Origin of the sequence: Streptomyces sp. AK02-01A, from assembly GCF_033795305.1 — a bacterium.
In the GTDB taxonomy this organism is placed as follows: Bacteria; Actinomycetota; Actinomycetes; order Streptomycetales; family Streptomycetaceae; genus Streptomyces.
Genome location: NZ_JARBAE010000003.1, coordinates 269,566 through 291,404, shown reverse-complemented (window position 1 = coordinate 291,404; position 21,839 = coordinate 269,566). Strand labels below are relative to the sequence as shown.

General features: G+C 70.4%; 19 protein-coding genes and 1 pseudogene. 7 read left to right on the top strand and 13 right to left on the bottom strand.

Features of this window, described 5'->3' with window-relative positions:
• Positions 1-25: 25 nt before the first annotated feature.
• The gene (locus PV679_RS06095; RefSeq protein ID WP_319678992.1) at positions 26-502 is read right to left on the bottom strand and encodes a molybdopterin-dependent oxidoreductase; all 477 of its coding nucleotides are present in this window, start codon (positions 500-502) and stop codon (positions 26-28) included.
• 163 nt (positions 503-665) lie between these two features.
• Complete coding sequence (locus tag PV679_RS06090) at positions 666-989, bottom strand: GNAT family N-acetyltransferase (RefSeq protein WP_319678991.1); 324 nt, start codon at positions 987-989, stop codon at positions 666-668.
• Positions 990-1,233: 244 nt separating this feature from the next.
• On the opposite strand from PV679_RS06090, the gene PV679_RS06085 reads away from it, so the two are divergent.
• On the top strand, positions 1,234-2,091 hold the full coding sequence (locus PV679_RS06085) for an NmrA/HSCARG family protein (RefSeq protein WP_319678990.1): 858 nt from the start codon (positions 1,234-1,236) through the stop codon (positions 2,089-2,091).
• A gap of 62 nt (positions 2,092-2,153) precedes the next feature.
• Here PV679_RS06085 and PV679_RS06080 read toward each other — a convergent pair whose 3' ends face one another.
• From PV679_RS06080 to PV679_RS06060, 5 genes are all read right to left on the bottom strand, one after another.
• Positions 2,154-2,675 (bottom strand): hypothetical protein, encoded by a 522-nt coding sequence (locus tag PV679_RS06080; protein ID WP_319678989.1) that lies wholly within the window; start codon positions 2,673-2,675, stop codon positions 2,154-2,156.
• Positions 2,676-3,089: 414 nt separating this feature from the next.
• Entirely contained in the window at positions 3,090-4,433 is a 1,344-nt protein-coding gene (locus PV679_RS06075) for an NtaA/DmoA family FMN-dependent monooxygenase (RefSeq protein WP_319678988.1), read from the bottom strand.
• A 33-nt stretch (positions 4,434-4,466) separates the two neighbouring features.
• The gene (locus tag PV679_RS06070; protein WP_319678987.1) at positions 4,467-5,675 is read right to left on the bottom strand and encodes an LLM class flavin-dependent oxidoreductase; all 1,209 of its coding nucleotides are present in this window, start codon (positions 5,673-5,675) and stop codon (positions 4,467-4,469) included.
• A gap of 230 nt (positions 5,676-5,905) precedes the next feature.
• Entirely contained in the window at positions 5,906-5,995 is a 90-nt protein-coding gene (locus tag PV679_RS06065; RefSeq protein ID WP_319678986.1) for a putative leader peptide, read from the bottom strand.
• A 267-nt stretch (positions 5,996-6,262) separates the two neighbouring features.
• A complete protein-coding gene (locus PV679_RS06060) occupies positions 6,263-6,928 on the bottom strand; it encodes an epimerase (protein WP_319678985.1) in 666 nt (221 codons plus the stop codon).
• Positions 6,929-7,054: 126 nt separating this feature from the next.
• Between PV679_RS06060 and PV679_RS06055 the strand changes: the two genes are divergently transcribed.
• The 3 genes from PV679_RS06055 (at position 7,055) to PV679_RS06045 (ending at position 9,449) form a co-directional block, all read left to right on the top strand.
• The gene (locus tag PV679_RS06055; RefSeq protein WP_319678984.1) at positions 7,055-7,696 is read left to right on the top strand and encodes a TetR/AcrR family transcriptional regulator; all 642 of its coding nucleotides are present in this window, start codon (positions 7,055-7,057) and stop codon (positions 7,694-7,696) included.
• 161 nt (positions 7,697-7,857) lie between these two features.
• Positions 7,858-8,415: an RNA polymerase sigma factor gene (locus PV679_RS06050; RefSeq protein ID WP_319678983.1), complete on the top strand. Its 558-nt coding sequence runs from the start codon at positions 7,858-7,860 to the stop codon at positions 8,413-8,415.
• Positions 8,412-9,449, top strand: a complete 1,038-nt coding sequence (locus PV679_RS06045) for a hypothetical protein (protein ID WP_319678982.1) — start codon at positions 8,412-8,414, stop codon at positions 9,447-9,449. Before PV679_RS06050 ends, PV679_RS06045 begins: the two co-directional genes overlap by 4 nt.
• Before the next feature lie 182 nt (positions 9,450-9,631).
• Here PV679_RS06045 and PV679_RS06040 read toward each other — a convergent pair whose 3' ends face one another.
• From PV679_RS06040 to hemC, 3 genes and pseudogenes are all read right to left on the bottom strand, one after another.
• The gene (locus PV679_RS06040) at positions 9,632-11,068 is read right to left on the bottom strand and encodes a glycerophosphodiester phosphodiesterase (RefSeq protein WP_319678981.1); all 1,437 of its coding nucleotides are present in this window, start codon (positions 11,066-11,068) and stop codon (positions 9,632-9,634) included.
• A gap of 133 nt (positions 11,069-11,201) precedes the next feature.
• Positions 11,202-12,622: pseudogene (locus PV679_RS06035) on the bottom strand (aldehyde dehydrogenase family protein).
• A 457-nt stretch (positions 12,623-13,079) separates the two neighbouring features.
• Positions 13,080-14,015 (bottom strand): hydroxymethylbilane synthase, encoded by a 936-nt coding sequence (hemC, locus tag PV679_RS06025; protein WP_319678978.1) that lies wholly within the window; start codon positions 14,013-14,015, stop codon positions 13,080-13,082.
• 217 nt (positions 14,016-14,232) lie between these two features.
• On the opposite strand from hemC, the gene PV679_RS06020 reads away from it, so the two are divergent.
• A complete protein-coding gene (locus PV679_RS06020) occupies positions 14,233-15,219 on the top strand; it encodes a zinc-dependent alcohol dehydrogenase family protein (RefSeq protein WP_319678977.1) in 987 nt (328 codons plus the stop codon).
• Between the two features lie 57 nt (positions 15,220-15,276).
• Here the strand turns inward: PV679_RS06020 and fumC are convergent, their stop codons facing one another.
• The 3 genes from fumC to PV679_RS06005 all read right to left on the bottom strand — a co-directional run bounded on the left by fumC (position 15,277) and on the right by PV679_RS06005 (position 19,640).
• Positions 15,277-16,731 (bottom strand): class II fumarate hydratase, encoded by a 1,455-nt coding sequence (gene fumC, locus PV679_RS06015; protein WP_319678976.1) that lies wholly within the window; start codon positions 16,729-16,731, stop codon positions 15,277-15,279.
• On the bottom strand, positions 16,731-18,392 hold the full coding sequence (locus tag PV679_RS06010; RefSeq protein WP_319678975.1) for an NAD-dependent malic enzyme: 1,662 nt from the start codon (positions 18,390-18,392) through the stop codon (positions 16,731-16,733). Before PV679_RS06010 ends, fumC begins: the two co-directional genes overlap by 1 nt.
• 270 nt (positions 18,393-18,662) lie before the next feature.
• Positions 18,663-19,640, bottom strand: coding sequence for a ricin-type beta-trefoil lectin domain protein (locus tag PV679_RS06005; protein WP_319678974.1), 978 nt, complete (start codon positions 19,638-19,640; stop codon positions 18,663-18,665).
• Between the two features lie 249 nt (positions 19,641-19,889).
• On the opposite strand from PV679_RS06005, the gene PV679_RS06000 reads away from it, so the two are divergent.
• Both PV679_RS06000 and PV679_RS05995 read left to right on the top strand, forming a co-directional pair.
• Entirely contained in the window at positions 19,890-20,510 is a 621-nt protein-coding gene (locus PV679_RS06000) for a sigma-70 family RNA polymerase sigma factor (RefSeq protein WP_319678973.1), read from the top strand.
• Positions 20,507-21,760, top strand: a complete 1,254-nt coding sequence (locus PV679_RS05995) for a hypothetical protein (RefSeq protein ID WP_319678972.1) — start codon at positions 20,507-20,509, stop codon at positions 21,758-21,760. Before PV679_RS06000 ends, PV679_RS05995 begins: the two co-directional genes overlap by 4 nt.
• Positions 21,761-21,839: the final 79 nt, after the last annotated feature.

Below are 21,839 nucleotides of genomic sequence, written 5' to 3'. Positions count from 1 at the left end.
GCACCTGGCTCCCGCCGAACCACTCCTACCGCCGCGGTCCCTGCTGTCCGGGAATCGCCTGCCCGATCCAGATGCTGGTGATCGCGCTGATGTAGCGCGCTCCGCAGCGGTCCGAAGGCACGACGAGCTGGCTTCCGTCGGAATCCAGCGGACGGCCGTCCATGCGAGTGGCCAGCAGGACAGGCGTGTTGGTGAAGTCCGCGTCGATCTCCGCCCAGGACAGCACCGTATGGTGCCCGTCCCCGCCGGTCACGGCCAGCAGATAGCGGGAGCGGTCCTTGCGTCGCCGGAGGTCGAAGGCCGGGCCGGCGCCGATGACGACCTCCCGCAGCAGCGGTCCTTCGAAAAAGTGTCCCTGAGGTCCCTTGGACGCGCAGTCGAAGGACACCTCGGTCCGGTGCTGCTCCCAGCCCTCCCTGAGGTCCCTGACGGACAGCGTCGTCGGCCGGAGCAGCTCTCCTCGCAGAGCGAACCGCCTGGTGTGGGTGGAGAGTCGGCTCATCGGCTGCTCCCTGGGAACGGTCCGCCGTGACGAGTGCCCTCAGGTCATGCCCGGCAGTGGAGATCGAGAACCGTGAAAGCCAGCCGCGATCGCCTTTTTCCTGGCATGTGTGCCTCATCCACGGGCCTTAGGCCCGCAGATGCTGTTGAGCCGAGGCTCCGGTTCAGTCGGTGACGCTGCTCCTCTTGGCGTACAGCAGGTCCTGGTAGTCGGAGTGGCGGGCGATCCAGCCGGTGTAGAAGGGGCAGACGGCGAGCACCGCGAGGCCCTGTGCGCGTGCCGCGTCCAGTGATGTCCTGACCAGCGAGCCGCCCACTCCCCTGCCCTCGAACGCCGGCTCCACCTCGGTGTGCACAAAGGCGATCAGCTCGTGGGTGCGGATGTACTGCGCTATGCCGGCCAGTGTGCCGTCGACATACGCCTCGTAGCGGCCGGCCTCCGGGTTGTCGGAAACCGTTACCGCGCTGGTCGCGCTCGAATCGCTCATGATCTCGCCTCGGTGTTCTGTGGACGACGGAGGAGAGCTCCTCCGTCCTGGTCGGCCTATAGGATGATCGTAAAGTGTGTGGAGCGCGAGCGTGGACCGGCGAGCTGCCGGTGGAGCGAGGCGCCGCGCGCCCGGTCCTGGTGCCGCGCCCGTCCGCGGTGGTTCCGGTCGCCCGTTCGGCGAGTGCGGTGGCCGCCGGACGCGTCAGCCACGAACATGAACACGGACCGGCGGAGGAGGCACAGTGAAGATCGCGGTACTGGGCGCGACCGGAGGCCAGGGTGGCGCCGTGGTCAGCGCTCTGCTCGACGAGGGCCGCTCGGTCCGGGCGGTGGTGCGCGACCCCGGTGACGCCCGGGCCCGCGCACTGGAGTCGGCGGGCGCCGAGGTCGTCGCCGGCGATCTGTCCGACGCGGCGTCCCTGGCCCGGGCCTTCCGGGGCGCGTCGGCGGCGTTCGCCGTCACCACGCCTTTCGGGGCCGGGCTGGAGGCGGAGATGGCACAGGGTGTGGCGATCGTGGAAGCGGCCGCGCGGTCCGCGCTGCCGCACCTCGTCATGGCCTCCGTGGCCAGCGCGGACCAGCACACCGGGATCCCGCACTTCGAGACCAAGGCGCGCACCGAGGAGGTCCTCGCGGCCTCCGGGGTGCCGGCCACCGTGGTCGCGCCGACGTATTTCTTCGACAACGCCCTGGGAGCACTCCAGGAGATCGCCCAGGGCCAGATGACCTTGGCACTGCCCGCCGGGACTCCGCTCCAGCAGGTCGCCAGGCGCGATCTGGGACGTGTCGTCGCGGCCGTCGTCGCGGATCCGGACCGGTGGATCGGACAGCGGGTGGAAGTGGCGGGCGACGATCCCACGCCCGCGCAGATGGCGCGGGCCATCGGGGCGGCGGCGGGCGGGCCGGTGACATTGCGGCAGATCTCGCTGGAGGCCCTCCGGCGGATGAACCCCGACATGGGCGCCATGTACACGTTTCTGACGGAGTCCGGTTACAGCGTCGACATGGAGGCGCTGCGCGCGAACTTCCCGGACATTCCCTGGATCTCGTTTCCCGACTGGGCCGAGGAACAGCGCTGGCCGGTGCCGGGCAGCGGCTGAGATCCGTCGGTTCCGGCGCTCCGGACCGTGGCACGGTCCGGAGCGCCGGACGGACGACGGTGTCACATGCCGCGACACGCCACGGACCGGAAGTCCGCCATCGATGTCGTCCGGTAGACGTCGGCATCGCCGTCGCGCTCACCGGTGTAGTAGCGGACCTCGCCGGGGACGAGGGCCGCCAGTTGTCCGACGGTGAAATCGACGGAGGCCGTCGACCACGAGTTGTCGTGCGTGCCACCGAAGAGCGTATAGGTCTTGTCCGGGGCCAGACGGCCGGAGGACGACCGCTCGACGGTCCAGCCGTCGCCTCCGGTGTCCAGCGGCCATGTGGTGAAACCGGTGACGGGATCGGTTCGCGACCATCTGCCGACGGTCTTCGAGAGGTCGTCCGGCTTGTCACCGTCGGTGTACAGCACCGCGACGTCCATGTGATCGTGGCAGACGACCAGCACGCCGAGCGGCTGTCCCTCCTCGGTCACCGAGATACCGGTCACTCCCGCGGTGGGCACCGTACAGCCCTGCGCCGTCGCCGCCGCCGCGCAGACAGCGGTCGCCAGTGCGAGCCGGCGCACACCCGCCTTCATCCGCTTCCTCCTTCGCCTCACCGGCGCCGTCCGGACTCGGCGCGTCCCCGGCACTCGTCCCGGACTCGGCGGCGCGTGCACGGGACCGCCTCTTCAACACCCGTCCGGACGGCGGGAGTCCACTCCCACGACCACGGCGGCTCCTGATGGTCCACACGCCGTGGAGGCCGTGCCGGTTGCACCGCCCGGCCGCCGTTCTCAGCCATGTGCAGGAGATCCCGTCACGCCCGGGACAACAGCTCCTCCACGAGTCCGCCCATCCGACCGGTCTCGATGTCGGGACAGGACTCCAAGGCGAGATGGCGCCGTGCGCGGTCCGGCCGGTGGACAGGACACGGCTGTAAGCCGTCCGGAGGTGCGGAACACCTCCGGACGGCTCTCTGATCCGCCGCTCGCCGGCTCGCGGTGCGTGTCTCAGAACGCGGCGAGTCCCAGGTGCTCCCGGAGCGTGGTGCCCTCGTACTCCGTGCGGTAGACGCCGCGCTCCTGGAGGATCGGCACGACGCGGTCCGCGAAGTCGTCCAGGCCGCCCGGAGTCAGGTGCGGCACCAGGATGAATCCGTCGCTCGCGTCGGACTGCACGAAGTCATTGAGAGCGGTGGCGACCGTCTCCGGAGTGCCGATGAAGGACTGCCGGGTGCTGACCTCGATGATCAGCTCGCGGATCGACAGCTTCTTCGCCTCGGCGAGTTCGCGGTACTGGCGTGCGACGGCCAGTGGATCGCGGTTCATCCGGACGCTGGCGCGGCCTCTGGCGACCGTGTGCTCCCCGGGATCCGGATCGATCTCCGGCAGTGGTCCGTCCGGGTCGTACGCGCTCAGGTCTCGGTTCCACACCTGCTCCAGCAGCTTGATCGCGGTCTGGCCGCTGACCTGCTGACGGCGGATCACATGTGCTTTCTCCTGGGCGTCGGACTCGGTGTCGCCCAGTACGAAGGTGACTCCGGGCAGGACCTTCAGTTCGTCGCGGGATCGTCCGTAACGCGCCAGCCGGCCCTTGACGTCGGCGTAGAACTCCTTGCCCGCCTCCAGTGTGCCGTGCCGGGTGAAGATGGCGTCGGCGTCGGCCGCGGCGAACTCGCGGCCCTCGTCCGAGTCTCCGGCCTGGAAGATCACCGGGCGGCCCTGCGGGCTGCGGGGGACGTTGAACTGGCCGGTGATGTCGAACTGTTCGGTGTGATAGTCGAAGTGTCCGGCTCCCGGGTCGCCCAGGAACGTGCCGGATTCCTTGTCCGCGACGATCTCGTCACCGCGCCACGAGCCGAAGAGTGTTTTCGCCGCCGCCAGGAACTGCTTGGCCCGTTCGTAGCGGGCGTCCTGCGGAAGGAATCCGCCGCGGCGGAAGTTCTCGCCGGTGAACGCGTCCCACGAGGTGACCACGTTCCAGGCCGCACGTCCGCCGGAGAGATGGTCCAGGCTGGCGAACTGCCGGGCGACCTCATAGGGCTCGTTGAAGGTCGAGTTGATCGTGCCGGCCAGCCCGAGCCGGTCGGTCACGGCGGCGAGGGCGCTCAGGACGGTGAAGGTGTCCGGCCGTCCGACGACGTCCAGATCGTAGATGAGGCCGTTCTGCTCGCGGAGGCGAAGTCCCTCCGCGAGAAAGAGAAAGTCGAACTTGGCGCGCTCGGCGGTCCTGGCGAGATGTACGAAGGAACGGAAGTCGATCTGGCTGCCCGCGGCGGGGTCGTTCCAGACGGTGGTGTTGTTGACGCCGGGAAAATGCGCGGCAAGGTGTATCCGCTTGACAGGCTTGCTCATTTCACGTCCTCGATGCTCGGTGATGGCGCCGGGTCACGCGGCCGCGTAGCGGTTGGCCGGCCTGCTGAGTCCGAGCAGTCCGCGCAGTGTGCCGGCCTCGTACTCGCTGCGGAACGCCCCTCTCCGCTGTAGCTCCGGGACCAGGTCGCGGGTGATCGCGAGCAGGTCGTGCGGGATGGACGCCGGGCGGAGCCGGAAGCCGGAGAGTCCGGCGGACCGCCAGTCGAGCAGCAGGTCCGCCAGCCCGGCCGCGGTACCGGTGAAGACGAGCGCGTCCGAGGACGTGGCCTCACCCGCGAGGTCGTCGAACCGCGCCTTGCGGGCGCGCGCGGCTTCCTCGGTCCTGTCGAGAAAGACGACCAGATCGCCGAAGACGTGCAGCGCTTCCCCGGCCCGCCCGGCGGCGGTCTGCTCGCGTCGTATCTCCTGTTCAATGGTCCGCGCCTGCTCGCTGTCGAACGGCGTCACATGAACGACGTCCGCGGACCGCGCACCGAGCCGGTACGGCACGGTGGCGTGCGCGAGAGCCGTGACCACGGGCTGCCCCTGTGGCGGACGCGGTGTGATGGAGGGGCCCTTGACGCTGAACCACTTTCCGGCGAAGTCGGTGTAATGCAGCCGGTCGCGGTCGATGAAGCGACCGGTGGCGGCGTCACGGATCACGGCGTCGTCCTCCCAACTGTCCCAGAGGCGGCGCACCGCCTCCACATAGTCGGCGGCCTCCTCGAAGAGATCAGCGAGCAGACCGGCAACCACGGGATCGTCCCGGTCCTCGATGCGGAACTCCGGGAACTCCCGGCGGCCGAAGAGCGCGGCCTCGTACGCACGGGCGGAGACCTGGATCCGCAGGCCGGCCCGGCCGGTGCTGACATAGTCGAGAGTGGCTATCGCCTTGGACAGGTGAAACGGCTCGGTGTGCGTCACCGTCACCGCCGGCACCAGACCGACATGGCTGGTCAACGGCGCGACACGGGCCGCGATCAGGACCGCGTCCAGCCGGCCGCGGACCCGGCCGGGAGTTTCACCGGTGTCCGCCCGGTCGTAGCGGGCGGACTGGAGTCCGAGTGAGTCCTCGATGGTCACGAAGTCCACCAGGCCGCGCTCGGCCTCCTGGACCAGATCGACCCAGTAGCGCGGTGTGAACAGTTCGTCGGCGCGGGCGTCGGGCGCGCGCCAGGCCGCGGGATGCCAACCGGCGCCTTCGAGGGCTATGGCGAGATGCAGGGGAGATGTCTCGGGCACGGAGAAACACCACTTCCGGAGAGACGTGATGGCGGGTATGCCAGGTACGGGACAGAGGACCGCCCGGGCAACATCACCGGGGCGGCGGGCGGCTGTGGAGGAGAAACAAGAGCCTTTGGACGATGAGGCACAGGACGTCACCGTCGGACCACGGGCCCGGGAGCACCGTCCGACCGCTGAAGCTCCCGGTCAGGAAGCCAACGGCCGGAGAACCCTGGGCCGGCCCGGAGTCAGGCGCGACAGATGGCGCCGGCGACGCGCAGCAGATCGATGTGCAGACGCAGAAAGGCGGTGTGTGATGTGCGCGGTCCGATCGCCATCGCCGCCTCATCCTTCTTCGCTCTGTCCGCGCTCGTCCGCCGGGGCTCCGGCGGACGTGGTCTTCGTGGTCTTCGACCGGAGACCACGCCACGAACGACGACCACCGGTCGGCGGGCCAGGCCTCAGCGCCGGTGCTCGCACCCGATTCAAGCCTAACCGACCTTCGCGGCGGCCATCAATGCGGCAGGACTGACGGTGCGCCGGCCCAGGCCCTGTCTGACACGGGAACGACAGCAGGAGACGGCGGCCACCGATGGCGACAAGGGTCAGGCTCCGAGCTGATTGATCTCCCGGCTGTGCAGGATGTGCGGACCGGCGCCCCGGAGCGCCACCACCGCGAGCATCGCGCGGCCCAGGTGCTCGGTGGTCGTCACATGGTCCGGCGACAGCTTGCGCAACAACGGATAGAGCCAGGACGTGAGGGCGTACATCAGCCGGTACAGCCGGGTTCTGGACCTCGCTCCGTGGCGGGGCCGGATATAGCCCGGCCGGAACATATACGCGTGGAAGTCCATGGCGAGCAGTTCATTCTCCGTGCGGCCCTTGACGCGAGCCCAGGCCGAGCGGCCCTGTCCGGTGCTGTCGGTGCCCTCGCCGGAGACATAGACGAACGTCAAATCGGGGTTGCGCGGAGCGAGCGTCCGCGCGGCGGCGAGCGTGTAGTCGTGCGTGATACGGCGGTACTCCTCCTCGCTCCGGCCGGCCGAGGAGACACCCAGACAGAAGAAGCAGGCGTCCAGGCCGGTGAGTTGGTCTTCGAGGGACGTGAGGTCGGCGAAGTCCTGATGGACGATTTCGCGGACCTTCGCGTGATGTCCGCCGGTGGGTGTACGGCTCACCAGCAGCACGCTCTCCACCCGTTCGTCCAGCACACACTCACGCAGAACACCTTGTCCGACTATGCCGGACGCTCCAAAGATGATGACCTTCACTTCGACCGCCTCTCGCCGCGCACGACCACCAGCATAACCAATTGGTTAAAAAAAGTCTGTGTCACCGGCGGTGAGCAGCCACTCACGGGAGATAAGGACTGGTTGGTCAAGGGATATCCTCGGTCCATGGTGAAGAAATCCGATGTGACGAAGGCGCGGCTGCTGGAGGCCGCGACCCAGGAGTTCGCGGCGTACGGCATCGCCGGGGCACGAGTGGACCGCATCGCCGCCTCCGCATCGGTCAACAAGAATCTGATCTACGTCTACTTCGGCAACAAGGAGCGGCTCTTCGACACGGTCTACGCGGCCGCCATCGAAGAGCTGCTGTCAGCGGCGCCGTTCGACGCGCAGGACCTGCCCGGTTACGCCGGCGCGCTCTTCGACTTCTATCGCGCGCATCCGCATCTGCTGCGTCTGGCGCGTTGGCACGGCCTGGAGCGGCCCGCCGCGGACGCGCTGCCCGTCGCCCAGGAGTCGACCTCGGCCAAGCTCCGCGAACTGGCCGCCGCGCAGGCCGACGGTCTGGTGGACGCCGGTATGCCGGCTCACGCGCTGCTGACCCTGGTGCTGGTCCTCTCCAGTGCCTGGAGCGACGGCTCCCCGGAGGGCCGTACGCCCGACGAGGACGCCGCGCTGGTCAGCCTCCGGCGGCATTCCGTCGTCGTGTCGGTCGGCCGCCTCACCCGGCCTCCCAGGCCGCAGGACGGCGCCCCGGCCCTGCCGGACGGCGACGCCGCCCGGCAGACCGTGAGGACAGCGCGGAATTGACGGCGTCGCGGAATTTCTGACTGACCGGTCAGTCCGCCGCGAGATCCGGACGGATGCCGGGCCGCGGTCCGACCGGCCGGCCATCTCCGCGAACGCTTCCGCCCGTACGCGACAAGTACCGGGTGAGGCCGCTGTTCACGCGGCTACGGATGGGAGGTCCGGTGGAAACGGACGACGAGCTTCTCACCCGCTCGGTGCGGGACACGGGCGCGTTCGAGCCGCTGGTGGCACGGCATTCGACGGCGCTGCACGGCTATCTCGCACGCCGGGCGCCGCAGGCGGCGGACGATCTTCTGGCCGAGGTGTGGCTGCGGGCGTACACGGCGCGCGGGACCTACGACTCCGGCCGGGGCGCCGCGCGGACATGGCTCTTCGGCGTGGCCAGGAACGTACTCGCCGCGCACTGGCGCAGGCACTCGCAGGACCAGCGCGCGTCCCAGGCCGACGAGGAGACCAATGACCCCTGGCAGGCGGTCGACCGGCGGCTGGACGCCGCTGCGGTCGCACCGCTGATCCGCCGCACGCTGGCCGAACTCCCGCATGTGGAGCGGGAGTTGCTGCTGCTCGTGGCCTGGGAACAGCTCACTCCGACGGAAGCCGCCGCCGTGGTCGGCATACCACCGGGCACCGCCCGCTCCCGGCTCCACCGGGCCCGTACGCGACTGCGCGCGGCACTCGGCACACCGCACACGACTCCCATGGCAGGAGACCTCGCATGACCGGCACTCGGCACGACAGGGCCGCCCTCCTCGACTTCGACGGCGCGGACCGGCTGCGGGCCGCGGCCGAGACCGCTCCGCCCAGCCCCGCCGCGGTCGGTGCCGCGCTGGCAGCGGTACGCGCCGCCGCCGCGCGGGAGGACGGCGTGGTGGTCGTCGCCCACCGGCCGGTCCATCGCACCCGGCGGTTCCTGGTCTCGGCCGCGACGGTCGCCGCCGTCGCCGTCGGCGCTGCCGTCTATCCCACCCTGGGCTTCGGAGGACGGGCCCCGACGACCGCGGACGCGGCGAGCTTTCTCCACGAGGTCGCGGACAGCGCCGCCGACAGGCCCGCTTCCCAGGCCCCGTACTGGAAAGTGACCGCTTCCTCCGCCATACCGTTCACCGGGAAGCGGACGGTGTCCCGCGTGTCGTGGCTGAGCAGGACCGGCATGGTCACCCGGACGGGCGACGGCCCGGCCTTTGACTTCCCCGCCGGAAAGGGCAAGGACGCGCTGATGTCGTGGGACGTGGTCGGCAAGGCGGTGACCTGGGACGATCTGAGGACTCTGCCCACCGATCCCGCGGCGCTCCAGGCGCGGCTCCTCGGCGGGGCCACCGGTCCCGTCGCCCAGGACGCGCTCTTCAACGGCATCGACGCGCTGCTGTCCCGGGCGCCGGCCGGCCCGCGACTGCGTGCCGCGCTGTACGAGGTCCTCGCCGGGATCCCCGGAGTGCGCCTGGCCGGAGAGGTCAAGGACAGCACCGGACGCGACGGCACGGCGGTCGAGCTGGACAACGGCGACCGGCGCAGCCGTCTGGTCATCTCTCCCGCGACCACCCAGCTCCTGGAGACCGAGGTGCTCGTCCGGGGCGGCGAGAAGGACGGCGACCTCGTCAGCCGCACCACATATCTCTCGGCGGAACCCGCCTGGGACGCTCCTCGTGGCCGCAGGCCCACGCCCGAGATCCCTGGCGGCTCCTCGGGCTTCCCCAGGCTCCCAAAGGGCATCGCGACCCCGAAGAGTCTCGCGCCACCGAGGTCCGAGGACTGAGGTCCCGTCCGGCTGCCGCCGCCCCGGCCCGTACCCGCGCGGGAACCGTCGGCGCGGGTACGGGCCGTGCCGTCGCTCTCGCCGCTTTTCCGGCGGCGGGGCGCGGTGGTGGTACCGGGGCCTGTCGCGAACGTCCCGCCTGGCCCGCGACCGGGCGGACGGCGCTACTTGCGCGACACGGCCTACTTCTGCGAGAAGGCGGCGTTCCAGCCGGTGAGTTCCGCCGGGCGGTTGGTGATGATGCCGTCGACGCCCATCGCCTCCAGCGCCTTCCAGCGCGCCGGGGTGTCGACCGTCCACACCATCAGTGCGACGCCGGCGGCGTGCAGATCGGCGACGGCACCGGGCCGCTTGCTCAGGGCTTCGTCCGACGGGTTGTACGAGGCGAGGTGCAGCTCTTTCGCCGTGGCCACCGGGTCGGCGTCCAGATCACTGCGGAGCAGTCCCAGAGGCAGTTCCGGAGCGAGCTCATAGGTGTACTTCAGGGCGTTCACTTCGAAGCTCTGCACGAATACGCGCCCAGTCATCTGGTGATCACGGATGGTCTTGACGATCGTCGCGACCTCGGCCCGGGTGTGCGCGCTCTTGATCTCCAGCAACAGGTCGCCGCCACGGGTGCGCAGATCGTCCAACTGCGCCGCCAGGGTCGGGACATGTGTCCCGGCGTAGGAGGGCGCGAACCAGGAACCGGCGTCGAGTGCGTTGAGCTGGGCGGAGGTGAGGCCGCGGACGGCGCCGGTGCCGTTGGTCGTCCGGTCCACCGTGCTGTCGTGCATGACATGAGGAACGCCGTCCTTGCTCGGCTGGACGTCGTTCTCGATGTACTCCGCCCCTCCTCTGCGGGCCACCTCGTCGGAGACCAGTGTGTTCTCCGGTGCCGCGGACGCGGCGCCGCGGTGTCCGATGACGGTGAGCGGGGAACCCGCGGGCCTGATCCAGTCCCGCGCCGGGAGTTCGGTGACCAACAGATCGTCGAACGACACGGTCGCACCGTTGACCAGGAGTGCCTCCACACCCGCGGCGGAGCGGGCGACACCGCTGGTACGCAGGGCCTCCCGGCCGTCGAAGAACCAGCGCGCCATCGAGCCGTGCACCTCCGCGGCGATCCGTATGTCCCGGCCGGTCCCGGCCGCCGAGGGCGCGGCGGCGGTGTCGGTGACATTCCAGGTGTTGGCCGTCGTCCGCTGCGCGAACTCAAGTCCGTTGGCGGCCGTGGTGCCGGTGCGCATGGTGGCGATCGACCAGGGCACGGCACCGCCCGCGGGTACGTCCAGACCCATGGCGGCCCAACGGGCCGCGTCGGCGGCGGACTCGAAGCGGGCGGTCACCTCGATGCGGTAGTCGGCGAGGTGTTCACCGAAGGTGATACGGCTCTGCTGAGAGGAGCTGGTTGACGCTCCGTACAGACGGCCGTTCTTCACCTGCCAATTCCCCTCCACCGCGCGGAAGCCCGCGGGCAGCGCGCTTCCGGAGAAGTCGGCGGAGAGGACGATCCGCTCGGCGGCGGCGGTGGCCGCGTCGGCGTCGGCGTCGGCCGGGGCGGTGGCGAACACGGAGAAGGAGACGATGACGGAGCTGGCGAGCAGCGCTGCACGCGCGCGAAACAGTGGTCGGCCCATGAGGAAAAGGTATGAGCGCGGCGACAACGCGCACGAACGCGGAAGGGAACGCCAACGGACGGTCAGAAGACCGTTGGCTCCGTTCCGGCGCGCGGCACGAAGACGGGCCGGCCGGACACAGGTCCTCCGAGCGTCAGAACCTGAGATACACGTTCTTGGTCTGGGTGTACTCCTGTAGTTCCTCGATGCCTTCCTCCCGGCCGATGCCCGAATCGCGCACGCCTCCGAATGGCGTGCCGGGCACATGGGCGGAGCTCCAGTTGACCCAGAGATAGCCGGTCCGCAGATCGCGTGCCGCTGCCATGGCGGTCCGCAGTTCCTTCGTCCAGACGCTGGCCGTCAGTCCGACGGGCAGCGCGTTCGCCTCCGCGATGGCCTCGTCGTAACTGTCGAACGGCGACGCGACGAGTACCGGGCCGAAGATCTCCTCCGTGAACAGCGGGCCGGTGGAGCCCGAGGGAGCGGAGAACAGCGTGGGCCGTACGTAATATCCCGGCCCGTCCGGGATCTCGCCGCCCGCGACGAGATCCAGCGCGGGATCGGACAGGCCCGCCGTGATGTAGCCGGTCACCTTGCGGTACTGATTCTCGGAGGCCAGCGGCCCCATGTCGGTGTCCGGCCGTGTCGGGTCGCCGACCCGCATCCGGTCCATCCGCCGGCCCACCTCCGTGACCACCTGGTCGTAGACGGAGCGGTGGATCAGCAGCCGTGAGGTCGATCCGCAGGACTGTCCCTGCCAGGTGAAGTTCATCCCGTTCATCGCGCCCTCGACCGCGTCGTCCAGGTCGGCGTCGGCGAAGACGATCAGCGGGTTCTTCCCGCCGAGTTCCAGGGTGATCGTCTTGACCGCGACGGCGGCGGCCTGGGCCTGGATCCTGCGGGCGACCGGTTCGGAGCCGGTCAGAGCGACGCGCGGCACGTCCGGATGCGTCACCAGGCGCTCTCCGACCACGCTGCCGAGGCCGCTGACGATGTTCAGCACGCCGGGGGGCACGACACCGGCGGCCAGCTCGCCGAGGCGCAGCGCCGACAGAGAGGTCGCCTCGGCCGGTTTCAGGACCACCGCGTTTCCGGCCAGCAAGGGCGCCGCGATACGCGCGGCGCGAACATCAGCGGATGGTTGAAGGCCACGATCCGACCGACCACACCGAACGGGTCGCGCAGGGTGAAGTCGGCGGAATTCGGTCCGGCCGTCGGAATGGTCTCGCCTCGCAGTTGCAGCGCGAGGCCGGCGAAGTACCGCAACTGCTGGACGGCGATGCGGAAGTCGTTGCGCATCACCGCGATCGGACTGCCGTTGTCGACCGTGTCGATCCAGGCCAGTTCCTCGCCGTGCGTCTCGATCGCGTCGGCGAGAGCTCTCAGTACCTGGGCACGGTCGGTGATCGATGTGGCCGCCCAGCCCGGCGCCGCCTCCCGCGCCGCGGTCACGGCGTCATCCACATCGGACGGACCGCCCAGTGGGATGCGGGTGACGACCGTCTCGTCGGCCGGGTTCACCACGTCGAGTGTCTCGGCCGAGGCCGCGTCCTTCAGTTTCCCGCCGATCAGCATCCGCCAGTGCCGGTCGACGATCTCGCGGACGTCCGGGACGGCGGCCGACCCGGGCGGTGTGTCCTGGCGGACGGACTCACTGAGTGATCCAGCGTTCATGGGTCCACGTCCTCTCCGGCCGGCGGGTCCTCTCCGGTGTGTCCGGCGCCGAAGCCCCTGTCCCGTACCGGGACGCCGGTGAGGATGGGGCCGGCTGAGGGCCGCCGCGTGTTCGGCGATGCCGTGGACGGTCGCGTCGGTGCCTGCGGCACGAGGGACGCGGACACGAGGACGGCGCCTTCGGGCGCGGCCGTCTTTCCGTGATCCGGCCGCTCGCACTCCAGGCTATGCCAACGCACCGGACAGCCGCGTTCCCGTGTGCCGCCACGGCGACGCTCCGGAGGCGTCACCGTGGCGGCACACGGGCGTCGGACCGGGCTCGCCGCGCCCTTGTGCCCGGTGTGTGATGGTGCCGGTCTCAGTGCGCGATGGTGTCGATCAGCTCGCGGGCGCCCTGGCGCAGCAGCGCGAGGGCGACGGAGGCACCGAGGTCGGCGGGGCTGAGCAGACCGGCCCACTCGTGGGCGTTGAGCACGGTCTTGCCGTCCGGTGTGAAGACGCAGGCGCGCAGCGAGAGATCGCCGTTGCGCCGGGCCTTGGCGTAGCCGGCGATGGGTGAGTTGCAGTGGCCCTGGAGGACATGGAGGAACATCCGTTCCGCGGTCGTCTCGCGGTAGGTGTCCGGGTCTCCGAGCTCGCTGACGACATCGATGAGCGTGGTGTCGTCCTCGCGGCACTGCAGGGCGAGGACTCCCGCGCCGATCGGCGGGCACATCGTCTCCGGCGAGAGGATCTCGGTGATGACGTCGGCGCGGCCGATGCGCTCAAGACCGGCGACGGCCAGAAGGATGGCGTCGGCCTCACCCGCGGCGAGTTTCTCCAGCCGGCGGTTGGCGTTGCCGCGGAACGGCACGCATTCGAGGTGCGGATGGGAGGCGGCGAGCTGTGCGACGCGGCGTACGGAGGAGGTGCCGATCCTGGTCCCGGCCGGGAGCTCGTCGAGCGTGCGGCCGCCGGGATGGACAAGGGCGTCACGGATGTCGTCACGTTTGAGGAACGCCGCGAACGTCGTGCCGGCGGGCAGCGGGCGGTCCGCCGGGACGTCCTTGACGCAGTGCACCGCGAGGTCCGCCTCGCCCGCCAGGAGCGCGGCGTCGACCTCCTTGGTGAAGGCTCCCTTGCCCTCGACCTGGGAGAGGTCGCCCATCCACTTGTCGCCGGTGGTCTTGACCGGGATGACCTCGGTCGCGGTGCCGGGATGGAGCGCGGCCAGTTCGGCGCGGACGCGCTCCACCTGGGCCAGGGCCATGGGCGAGTCGCGGGAGACGATACGAATGAGTTCAGGGGCGGGCATGCGGTCCACGATAGACCGTCGGATCCGCGCTCCGACGACCAGCCCGGAGGCCATCTCAGCGGTACGACGAGCACATTGGGACCTTCGGGCGCGTGTGCGAGAACGGGGCGCGCGAAGGTGATCGGACATGCCGACCGGTACGCGTGGCGCGCCGACCGGCGGAGACCTGGCGGTTCGGAGAAGATCATCACAAAAGGACGAGCGACGAGGCGATGTCATGCGCGCAGTTGTGCTGGAACAGTTCGGCGGCTCTCTGACCCTGAGTGAGATCAAGAAACCCGTCGCCGGTGCGGGCGAGGTGCTGGTGCGGGTGGCGGCCAGTGGAGTGAATCCGCTGGACACCAAGATCCGCGCCGGGCAGGCGGATCACGCGAGAACCCACCTTCCGGCCGTGCTCGGCATGGATCTGGCGGGTGTGGTCGAGGACACCGGCCCGGATGTCAGGGACTTCGCTCCGGGTGACGAGGTGTACGGACTGACCGGCGGCGTCGGGGACCTCCAGGGTTCCCTCGCCGAGTACGCGGCGGTGGACGCCCGGCTGCTGGCGCACAAGCCGTCGTCCCTGGACATGCGCGAGGCCGCCGCTCTGCCTCTTGTCGTCATCACCGCCTGGGAGGGCCTGGTCGACCGGGCGCGGGTGCAGGCCGGTCAGCAGGTGCTGGTACACGGCGGCGCCGGGGGCATCGGGCAGATGGCCGTACAGCTCGCCCGCGCACGAGGTGCGGACGTGTTCGCGACCGGGTCCGCCCGGAGCCTGGAGACCATCGAAGGCTTCGGCGCGACCGCGATCGACTACACCACCACGGCGGTCGACGACTATGTCTCCCGGTACACCGGAGGCGAGGGCTTCGACATCGTGTTCGACACCGTCGGCGGCTCGACCCTGGAGGCGTCCTTCACGGCGGCCCGTACCTACACCGGTCATGTGCTCAGCTCCCTTGGATGGGGCACGCACAGCCTCGCTCCGCTCTCCTTCCGAGGGGCCACGTACTCCGGAGTCTTCACACTGCTGCCCATGCTGACCGGCCGTGGACGGGATCACCACGGAGACATCCTGCGCGAAGCGGCCGGCCTCGCGGACGGTGGGGCACTCACACCAGTGGTCGATCCGCGGCGCTTCAGCCTCACCAATGTCGCCGACGCCCATGAGGTGGTGGCGAACCGGACCGCCAGGGGCAAGGTCGTCGTCGACATCAATCCCTGAGACGCGTCCGTGGACCGTCCCGCCACCTTGCGCGTGGCCGGTCCGGCCGGAGGTGGATCAGACCATGTTCTCGGGCCGCACCACGCGGTCGAAACGCTCGGCGTCGATATAGCCGCTGGCAAGAGCCGCCTCGCGCAGTGTGGTGCCCTCCCGGTCCGCCTTGTGCGCGATGGCGGAGGCCCGGTCGTAGCCGAGCACCGGAGAGAGCGCGGTGACGAGCATCAGGGAGCGGCCGACGTACTCGGCGATCCGGTCCCGGTCGAGCTCGACTCCCTCGACGCAGTATTCGCGCAGCTTCGTACAGGCGTCGCCGAGAATCCGCGCCGAGTGCAGGAAGTCACTGATGATGATCGGGCGCATCGCGTTGAGCTCGAAATTTCCCTGGGAGCCGGCGAAGGCAACCGCCGAGTCCTCCGAGAGCACCTGGATGCACACCATCACCATGGCCTCGCACTGTGTCGGGTTGACCTTGCCGGGCATGATCGAGCTGCCCGGTTCGTTCGCCGGGAGAGTCAGCTCACCGATCCCGCAACGAGGTCCCGAGGCGAGCCACCGGATGTCGTTGGCGATCTTCATCAGTGATACGGCCAGTCCGCGCAGCCCGGCCGAGGCGGCGACCATGGCGTCGAGGCCGCCCTGGGCGGCGAACTTGTTGGGCGCCGTACGGAACGGCTGCCCGGTCAGCTTCGCGATCTCCGCGGCCACGGCCGCGCCGAAGCCGTCCGGAGCGTTGATGCCCGTGCCGACGGCCGTGCCGCCCACGGCCAGTTCATGGAGTCCGGGCAGAGTGGCCCTGACCCGGTCGAGGGCGTCGCCGAGCTGCTGAGCGTACCCGGACCACTCCTGACCGACCGTCAGCGGTACGGCGTCCTCCAGGTGGGTGCGGCCGATCTTGACGACGTCGTGCCAGGACCGGGCCTTGGTGTCGATCGCGGCGCGGAGCCGCTCCACGTGCGGCACCAGCCGGCCGTCGAGCTCCTGGACCGCCGCGACATGCATCGCCGTGGGGAAGGTGTCGTTGGAGGACTGGCCCATGTTGACGTGGTCATTGGGATGGACCGGAGTCTTGGAGCCGAGCTCACCGCCGACCAGTTGGACGGCCCGGTTGCTGATCACCTCGTTGGTGTTCATGTTCGACTGTGTGCCGGAGCCGGTCTGCCACACGTAGAGCGGGAAGTGCTCGTCGAGTTGTCCCGAGGTGACCTCGTCGGCGACTCGGGCGATCAGACCGGCCTTCCACTCGGGCAGCCGTCCCGCCCGCCCGTTCACGAGCGCGGCGGCCTTCTTGACATAGCCGTACGCGTGATAGACAGCGGACGGCATCCGGTCGTCACCGATGGAGAAGTGGATGAGTGACCGCTGGGTCTGAGCCCCCCAGTAGCGGTCGGCGGGCACCTCGATCGCGCCCATGGAGTCGGTCTCACGGCGACGGCCGGTCGCCGTCAGTCCGACGGGCACATCGAGGATTCGCGGCGGAGTCTCCGGGCCGGCCGCGCCGCGCCCGGCGGCCATCACGTTCCTCCGTCCGGATAGACCGGCTGCCACATCGCGTCCAGCACGGCCTGTACGGGGTCGTCGACCGGCTTCGGGGCCACTCCGTCGGCCATGGCGGCCCGGACCACCGCGACCGCCACCGCGGCCGAGGAGGCCCGCAGGTCGGCGACGGGTGGCAGCAGCGAGGCCCCGGGCTCGCTGACATCGACCTGGCCCGCGACCGCTTCGGCCGCCGCCAGCAGCATGCCGTCGGTGACCTTGCTCGCGCGCGAGACGATGGTGCCCAGGCCCAGCCCCGGATAGAGCAGGGCGTTGTTGGCCTGGCCGATGATGTGCGTCACGCCCTCGTACTCGACAGGGCCGACGGGGATGCCGGTGGTCACCAGCGCCTTGCCGTGCGACCAGGCGATCACATCCGCCGGCATCGCCTCGATACGTGAGTCCGGATTGGACAGCGGGAAGATGACCGGGCGTTCGGCCGACGCGGACATCGCCTCGACGACCTCGCGGGTGAAGGCGCCGTGCACGGTGGACGTGCCGATCAGGATGGTCGGGCGGGCATGGGAGACGGTGTCCAGCAGCGTGATGTCCGAACGGCGGTCGGGAGCCCAGCCGGAGACCTCCGACGCCTCGCGGGCGTACGGCTGCTGGAAATCGCGCAGCCCGGTCATGTCGTCGGTGAGCAGGCCCTGTTTGTCGACGAGCCACACCTGGCCGGTGGCCTCCTCGCGGGTGGCGCCGTCGCGCACCATCGCGTCACGGAGCTGGTCGGCGATGCCCACTCCGGCGGTTCCGGCGCCGAAGATCACCACTCGCTGCTCCCGCATCGGTACGCCCGTGACGCGCAGCGCCGAGAAGACGCCCGCGATGCTGATCGCACCGGTGCCCTGGAGGTCGTCGTTGAAGACACGCAGACGTCCGCCGTACTGCTCCAGGATCCGGCGGGCATTGCCCGGTCCGAAGTCCTCGAAGTGCAGCAGCGCATGGGGAAACAGCCGGGAGGCCGTCTCCAAGTAGGTCTTGATGAAGGCGTCGTACTCGTCTCCGCGCCGGCGGGAATGCCGGTTGCCGAGATAGAGCGGGTCATTGAGCAGCGACTCGTTGTCGGTGCCGACATCGAGTGACACCGGGATCGTCCGGGAGGGATCCACTCCCGCGGCGGCGGTGTACACCGCGAGTTTGCCCACCGCGATCTCGATGCCGCCCACGCCCCAGTCACCGATCCCGAGGATCTCCTCGGCGTCCGTCACCACGATCAGATCGACGTCGTCCGCGCCCAGACCGAGCCCCGCGAACGACGCCTCCACGTCCTCGGGATGGTCGATGGAGAGATACACACCGCGCGGGCGGCGGTACTCATGGCTGTACTGCTCGATGGCCTCGCCGACCGTCGGGTCGTAGACCACCGGCAGCAACTCGCTGAGATGGTCGAGGAGAACCTTGTAATACAGGGTCTCGTTGTGATCGTGGAGCTGCTCCAGATAGACGTTCTTGGCCAGGTTGTCGGGCTGCTCCTCCAACTGGCGGTAAGCGCGCTCGGTCTGCTGGTCCAGATTCAGGACCGCCGAGGGCAGCCGCCCGGTGATCCCCAGCTCCCGGCGCTGCTCCCGGGTGAACGCCACTCCGTGATCAAGCGCGGGATTGTCCAGAACGTCCTGCTGGCGTGGGTTCTCGCCCATGGCATCTCCATTGGAGTAGGCGCGTCCGTCCCCCCGGTACTCGGGCGCCACACTGGATCACTCGGCCGTACCTCACCGGCAAGTCTAGGCAGCCGGAGGGGACATCGCATTCGCGAGACGCCGGCCCGCCGTGACACCGGCCGGTGGATGGACGGAGCAGCATGCACCAGGACACCGCCGTCGACGGTGGCGCGAAGTGTCATCGATCAGACACACAACGTGACTTCACCGCGTCCGCCGCGCGGCGCGGACGTACGGTGAAGCGGCCGGTCAGCCCTTGCGCCACTTCTGGTTCGACGACCCCTTGCACGTCCACAACTGCAACGCGGTTCCGCTGGCGGTGCCCTTGTCGAGGACGTCGACACACTTGTCGGCCGCGCGGTTCACCAGATCACCGGCGGCGGCCAGATAGAACTGCTGCCCGGGGCCGCCGTTGCAGGTGGCGAGCTGGATGGCGGCGCCGCTCTGAGTGGAGCCGCCCGCCACATTCATGCACATACCGAGGGACCGCACAGTGCCGTCGGAGCGGAAGGACCACTTCTGGTTGTCCTGCGGGGAACAGGTCCAGATCTGCAGCCTGGTGCCCGATCTGCCCACGCCGTTCTGGGAGTCGGTGACATCGATGCAGCGGCCGGACGCGGCGCCCACCAGCGGCACTCCGGGAGCGGAGACATTGAGGGACTGATCCCGCGTCTGGTCCACCGGCGCGTCCCGCGCGGGCTTGCCGCTCCCTGCGGTGCCGCCGGCGGCGGTGGACCCCGGGGACAGTGTCTGCTTCTGTCCCTGGTCCGTGGCGCCGGAGGCCGGTGCGGTGTCCGGGCTCTGTCCGGCCACCGCACCGGACCCGGGCGCCGGCGCCCGGCCGCCCGGGGCCACCGGGACGAACGGGCCGCCGGCCCATGGCGCGGGAGCGGAGTCCCGCTCCCGGCCCGGAGCGGCCGGGCCGTCCGGTTTCCCGGACGGTGCCGGCGAGACGGCGGTGTTGGCCCGGCCGTCCGGTGACGCGACGGCGACCGCGCTGCTCGGCTCCGCCGGATCCGAGGTCAGGTCGATGCTCGCGAGCAGAGGCAGTGTCATGACGCCGGCGCCGGTCAGGGCGGCGGCGGCGGCCGTCGTGGCCCAGACCCGCGTCCCCGGCAGCAGACCGCGCCGCGGGACCGTGGGCCGCCGCGCGAAGGTCTCGGCGAATGGCGCCGCTTCCGGGTCGCCGGACCGTCCGGAGTTCGGTGTGTGGGACAAGGACGGCACGTCGGCTCCAGAAGGATCTGATCGGTCGAAGCGGGTGGTGCCCCGAGGATCTCCGTCGCCACCGGTGCCACTCCACGCACATTGGGAAAACGGTTGGTTAACACGGTCTCCACATGCTTCCGGTTCGTCATGATCAGGCCATAGATGCACAGTTGGGAGCGGTGTCCGGCCGGAAACACAACACATGACCGGCGCCTATTCTCCTCTCGTCCGTACGTCACTTCTCGATGGAATCCGGGGGCTGAGGCCGTGAGCCGCATCGACCGCGACCGCGTTGACGAAGTCCCGCCGGCGGCCACCGCGCCGCCCTCCGCCGACCGCGCTCTCGCCCTTCTTCTCGCCGAGCGGGACGGCCTGCGGCGCTATGTCGCGGGGCTGATGGGCCGGGACGCCCACGGCGCCGAGGACATCGTCCAGGAGACCCTGCTGCGTGCGTGGCAGCTCACCGCACGGCTGGACTGGCATGAACGGCCCATCAGGATGTGGCTGTTCCGCGTGGCCCGCAATCTTGTGATCGACACGCGGCGCAAGGACCGGGCGGTGCCGGTGGGGATCTCGGCGGCGGACTTCGCCTCGGCGGCTCCCGCGCATGTGCCCGACCACGCCGAGCGGATCGGTGACCGGTGTCTGCTGGTCGCCGCGCTGCGCACCCTCGACCCGCCTCAGCGGGAGGCCGTCGCCCGCGTCCATCTGCTCGGACAGCCGGGCGAGGATGTCGCCCGGCTGCTCGGCGTGCCGAGAGGCACGGTCAAATCGCGTACGCACCACGGCGTACGGGCGCTCCGGACGAAGCTGGCGGAATTCTCCGGAAGCCCGGTCGGGGCCGAGGCCGGAGGCGGGATCGGATCCGGAAGCGAGGTCGCCGCATGAGCGCGCCGGGTGGAGGGCTGACCCAGTGGCTGGGACTCGCCGGGATCCTGATCCTGCTGATCGCGCTGACTCACTGGCTGGTCCGCCGGCAGGGCGGCTGGCGAGTCCTGCGGCGCCGCGTCGGGCGCCAAGTGCGGCTCACCGTCGAGGCGTTCACCGCGCCCGTGCGGGCGCAGCTCCGCTACCGGCGGCGGTTGCGGCTGCTCACCCGTCTGCTACGGGACCGGTCCGGCTGGCCGGACGCGGAGCGGGCCGTACGTCGTGCGGCCGGGCTGCGTCCCGGATTCCGGCCGTACGGAGCGCTGCTCGGGCCGGATCTGGTCGGCGTGCTGGTCGCGGGAGTCGCGGAGAGCGGCCGGGCCGAGCTGCCGGATCCATGGACGGCGGACGAGGCGGAGCCCCGTCTGTGGTGGATCGCCCGTGCCGACCTGGCGGGTCCCGCCCTGCCGTCTTCCGGGCCGGACGGGCCGGACGGTTTGACCGGGCCGGACGCCGGTCCTGAGCCGGACGCCGCGCCGGGAACCGTGGCGCCGCTGCTGTGCTGCGTCGGGACTGACGGACGGCACGCCGTATTTCTGGACCTGCTCGCGGGCCCCACCACGGTGTCCGTCTTCGGAGTCTCCAGGACGGCCCGCGCGGTACTGCAATCGCTGGCGGCGCAGCTCGACGCGCGCCTTCCGGCGGGCTCCGTCGAGGTCACGTCCGGTGTGCACCAGCACCACACCGGCCGTACGACCGCCGATGTGCTGGCCGCGCCCGGCGGAATGTTCGCCGTGTGCGCCGAGCCGCCTCGGACACGGCTGCCGGACGGACTGCGGCTGCTCTGCCTGGGCGCGGGCCGTGACCGGGCGCGGCTGCTGGAGGCCGGTCCGGACGGGCTGCTGGACATACACGGAGCCGCGCCTTCGCTGCGCGTCGACTCCCTTCCGCTGGCGCGGGCGGTGGTGCGGGCCCTGCGCGGCCTGCCGCCGTATCCGGTGGACGGCGACGGCGCGGCGCCCGGACAGGCCGGTCTTCCGGCGGCCGGTGCCGCTCCCGCCGTCCATGGCGCCGCGTCGGACGTGCCGGACGAACTCGGTGAAGGCGCCTCCTCGGCCGGTGCGGCAGGCGTCTCCGCCATGGCGGAGGCCACTGCCGTCGCGGGCCGGAGCTCCGCGCCGACCGGAGCGCCGTCGGACGACGACGATCTCGCCGAACCCGTGGAGTCCGGCACCGCCGGAGTCTCGGCCGCCGCCGCGCAGGCGCCTTAAGGCCCGCCCGCGCCTCAGGGACTGTCCGGCGGGCCGGTGTGCCGGCAGGACCGCGAGCGGCACGGCTCGAATCACCGCT

Coding starts and splice junctions, on each gene's coding strand:
- PV679_RS06095 (WP_319678992.1), bottom strand. CDS start 502: ATGAGCCGACTCTCCACCCACACCAGGCGGTTCGCTCTGCGAGGAGAG.
- PV679_RS06090 (WP_319678991.1), bottom strand. CDS start 989: ATGAGCGATTCGAGCGCGACCAGCGCGGTAACGGTTTCCGACAACCCG.
- PV679_RS06080 (WP_319678989.1), bottom strand. CDS start 2,675: ATGAAGGCGGGTGTGCGCCGGCTCGCACTGGCGACCGCTGTCTGCGCG.
- PV679_RS06075 (WP_319678988.1), bottom strand. CDS start 4,433: ATGAGCAAGCCTGTCAAGCGGATACACCTTGCCGCGCATTTTCCCGGC.
- PV679_RS06065 (WP_319678986.1), bottom strand. CDS start 5,995: ATGGCGATCGGACCGCGCACATCACACACCGCCTTTCTGCGTCTGCAC.
- PV679_RS06055 (WP_319678984.1), top strand. CDS start 7,055: ATGGTGAAGAAATCCGATGTGACGAAGGCGCGGCTGCTGGAGGCCGCG.
- PV679_RS06045 (WP_319678982.1), top strand. CDS start 8,412: ATGACCGGCACTCGGCACGACAGGGCCGCCCTCCTCGACTTCGACGGC.
- PV679_RS06040 (WP_319678981.1), bottom strand. CDS start 11,068: ATGGGCCGACCACTGTTTCGCGCGCGTGCAGCGCTGCTCGCCAGCTCC.
- hemC (WP_319678978.1), bottom strand. CDS start 14,015: ATGCCCGCCCCTGAACTCATTCGTATCGTCTCCCGCGACTCGCCCATG.
- PV679_RS06020 (WP_319678977.1), top strand. CDS start 14,233: ATGCGCGCAGTTGTGCTGGAACAGTTCGGCGGCTCTCTGACCCTGAGT.
- fumC (WP_319678976.1), bottom strand. CDS start 16,731: ATGGCCGCCGGGCGCGGCGCGGCCGGCCCGGAGACTCCGCCGCGAATC.
- PV679_RS06010 (WP_319678975.1), bottom strand. CDS start 18,392: ATGGGCGAGAACCCACGCCAGCAGGACGTTCTGGACAATCCCGCGCTT.
- PV679_RS05995 (WP_319678972.1), top strand. CDS start 20,507: ATGAGCGCGCCGGGTGGAGGGCTGACCCAGTGGCTGGGACTCGCCGGG.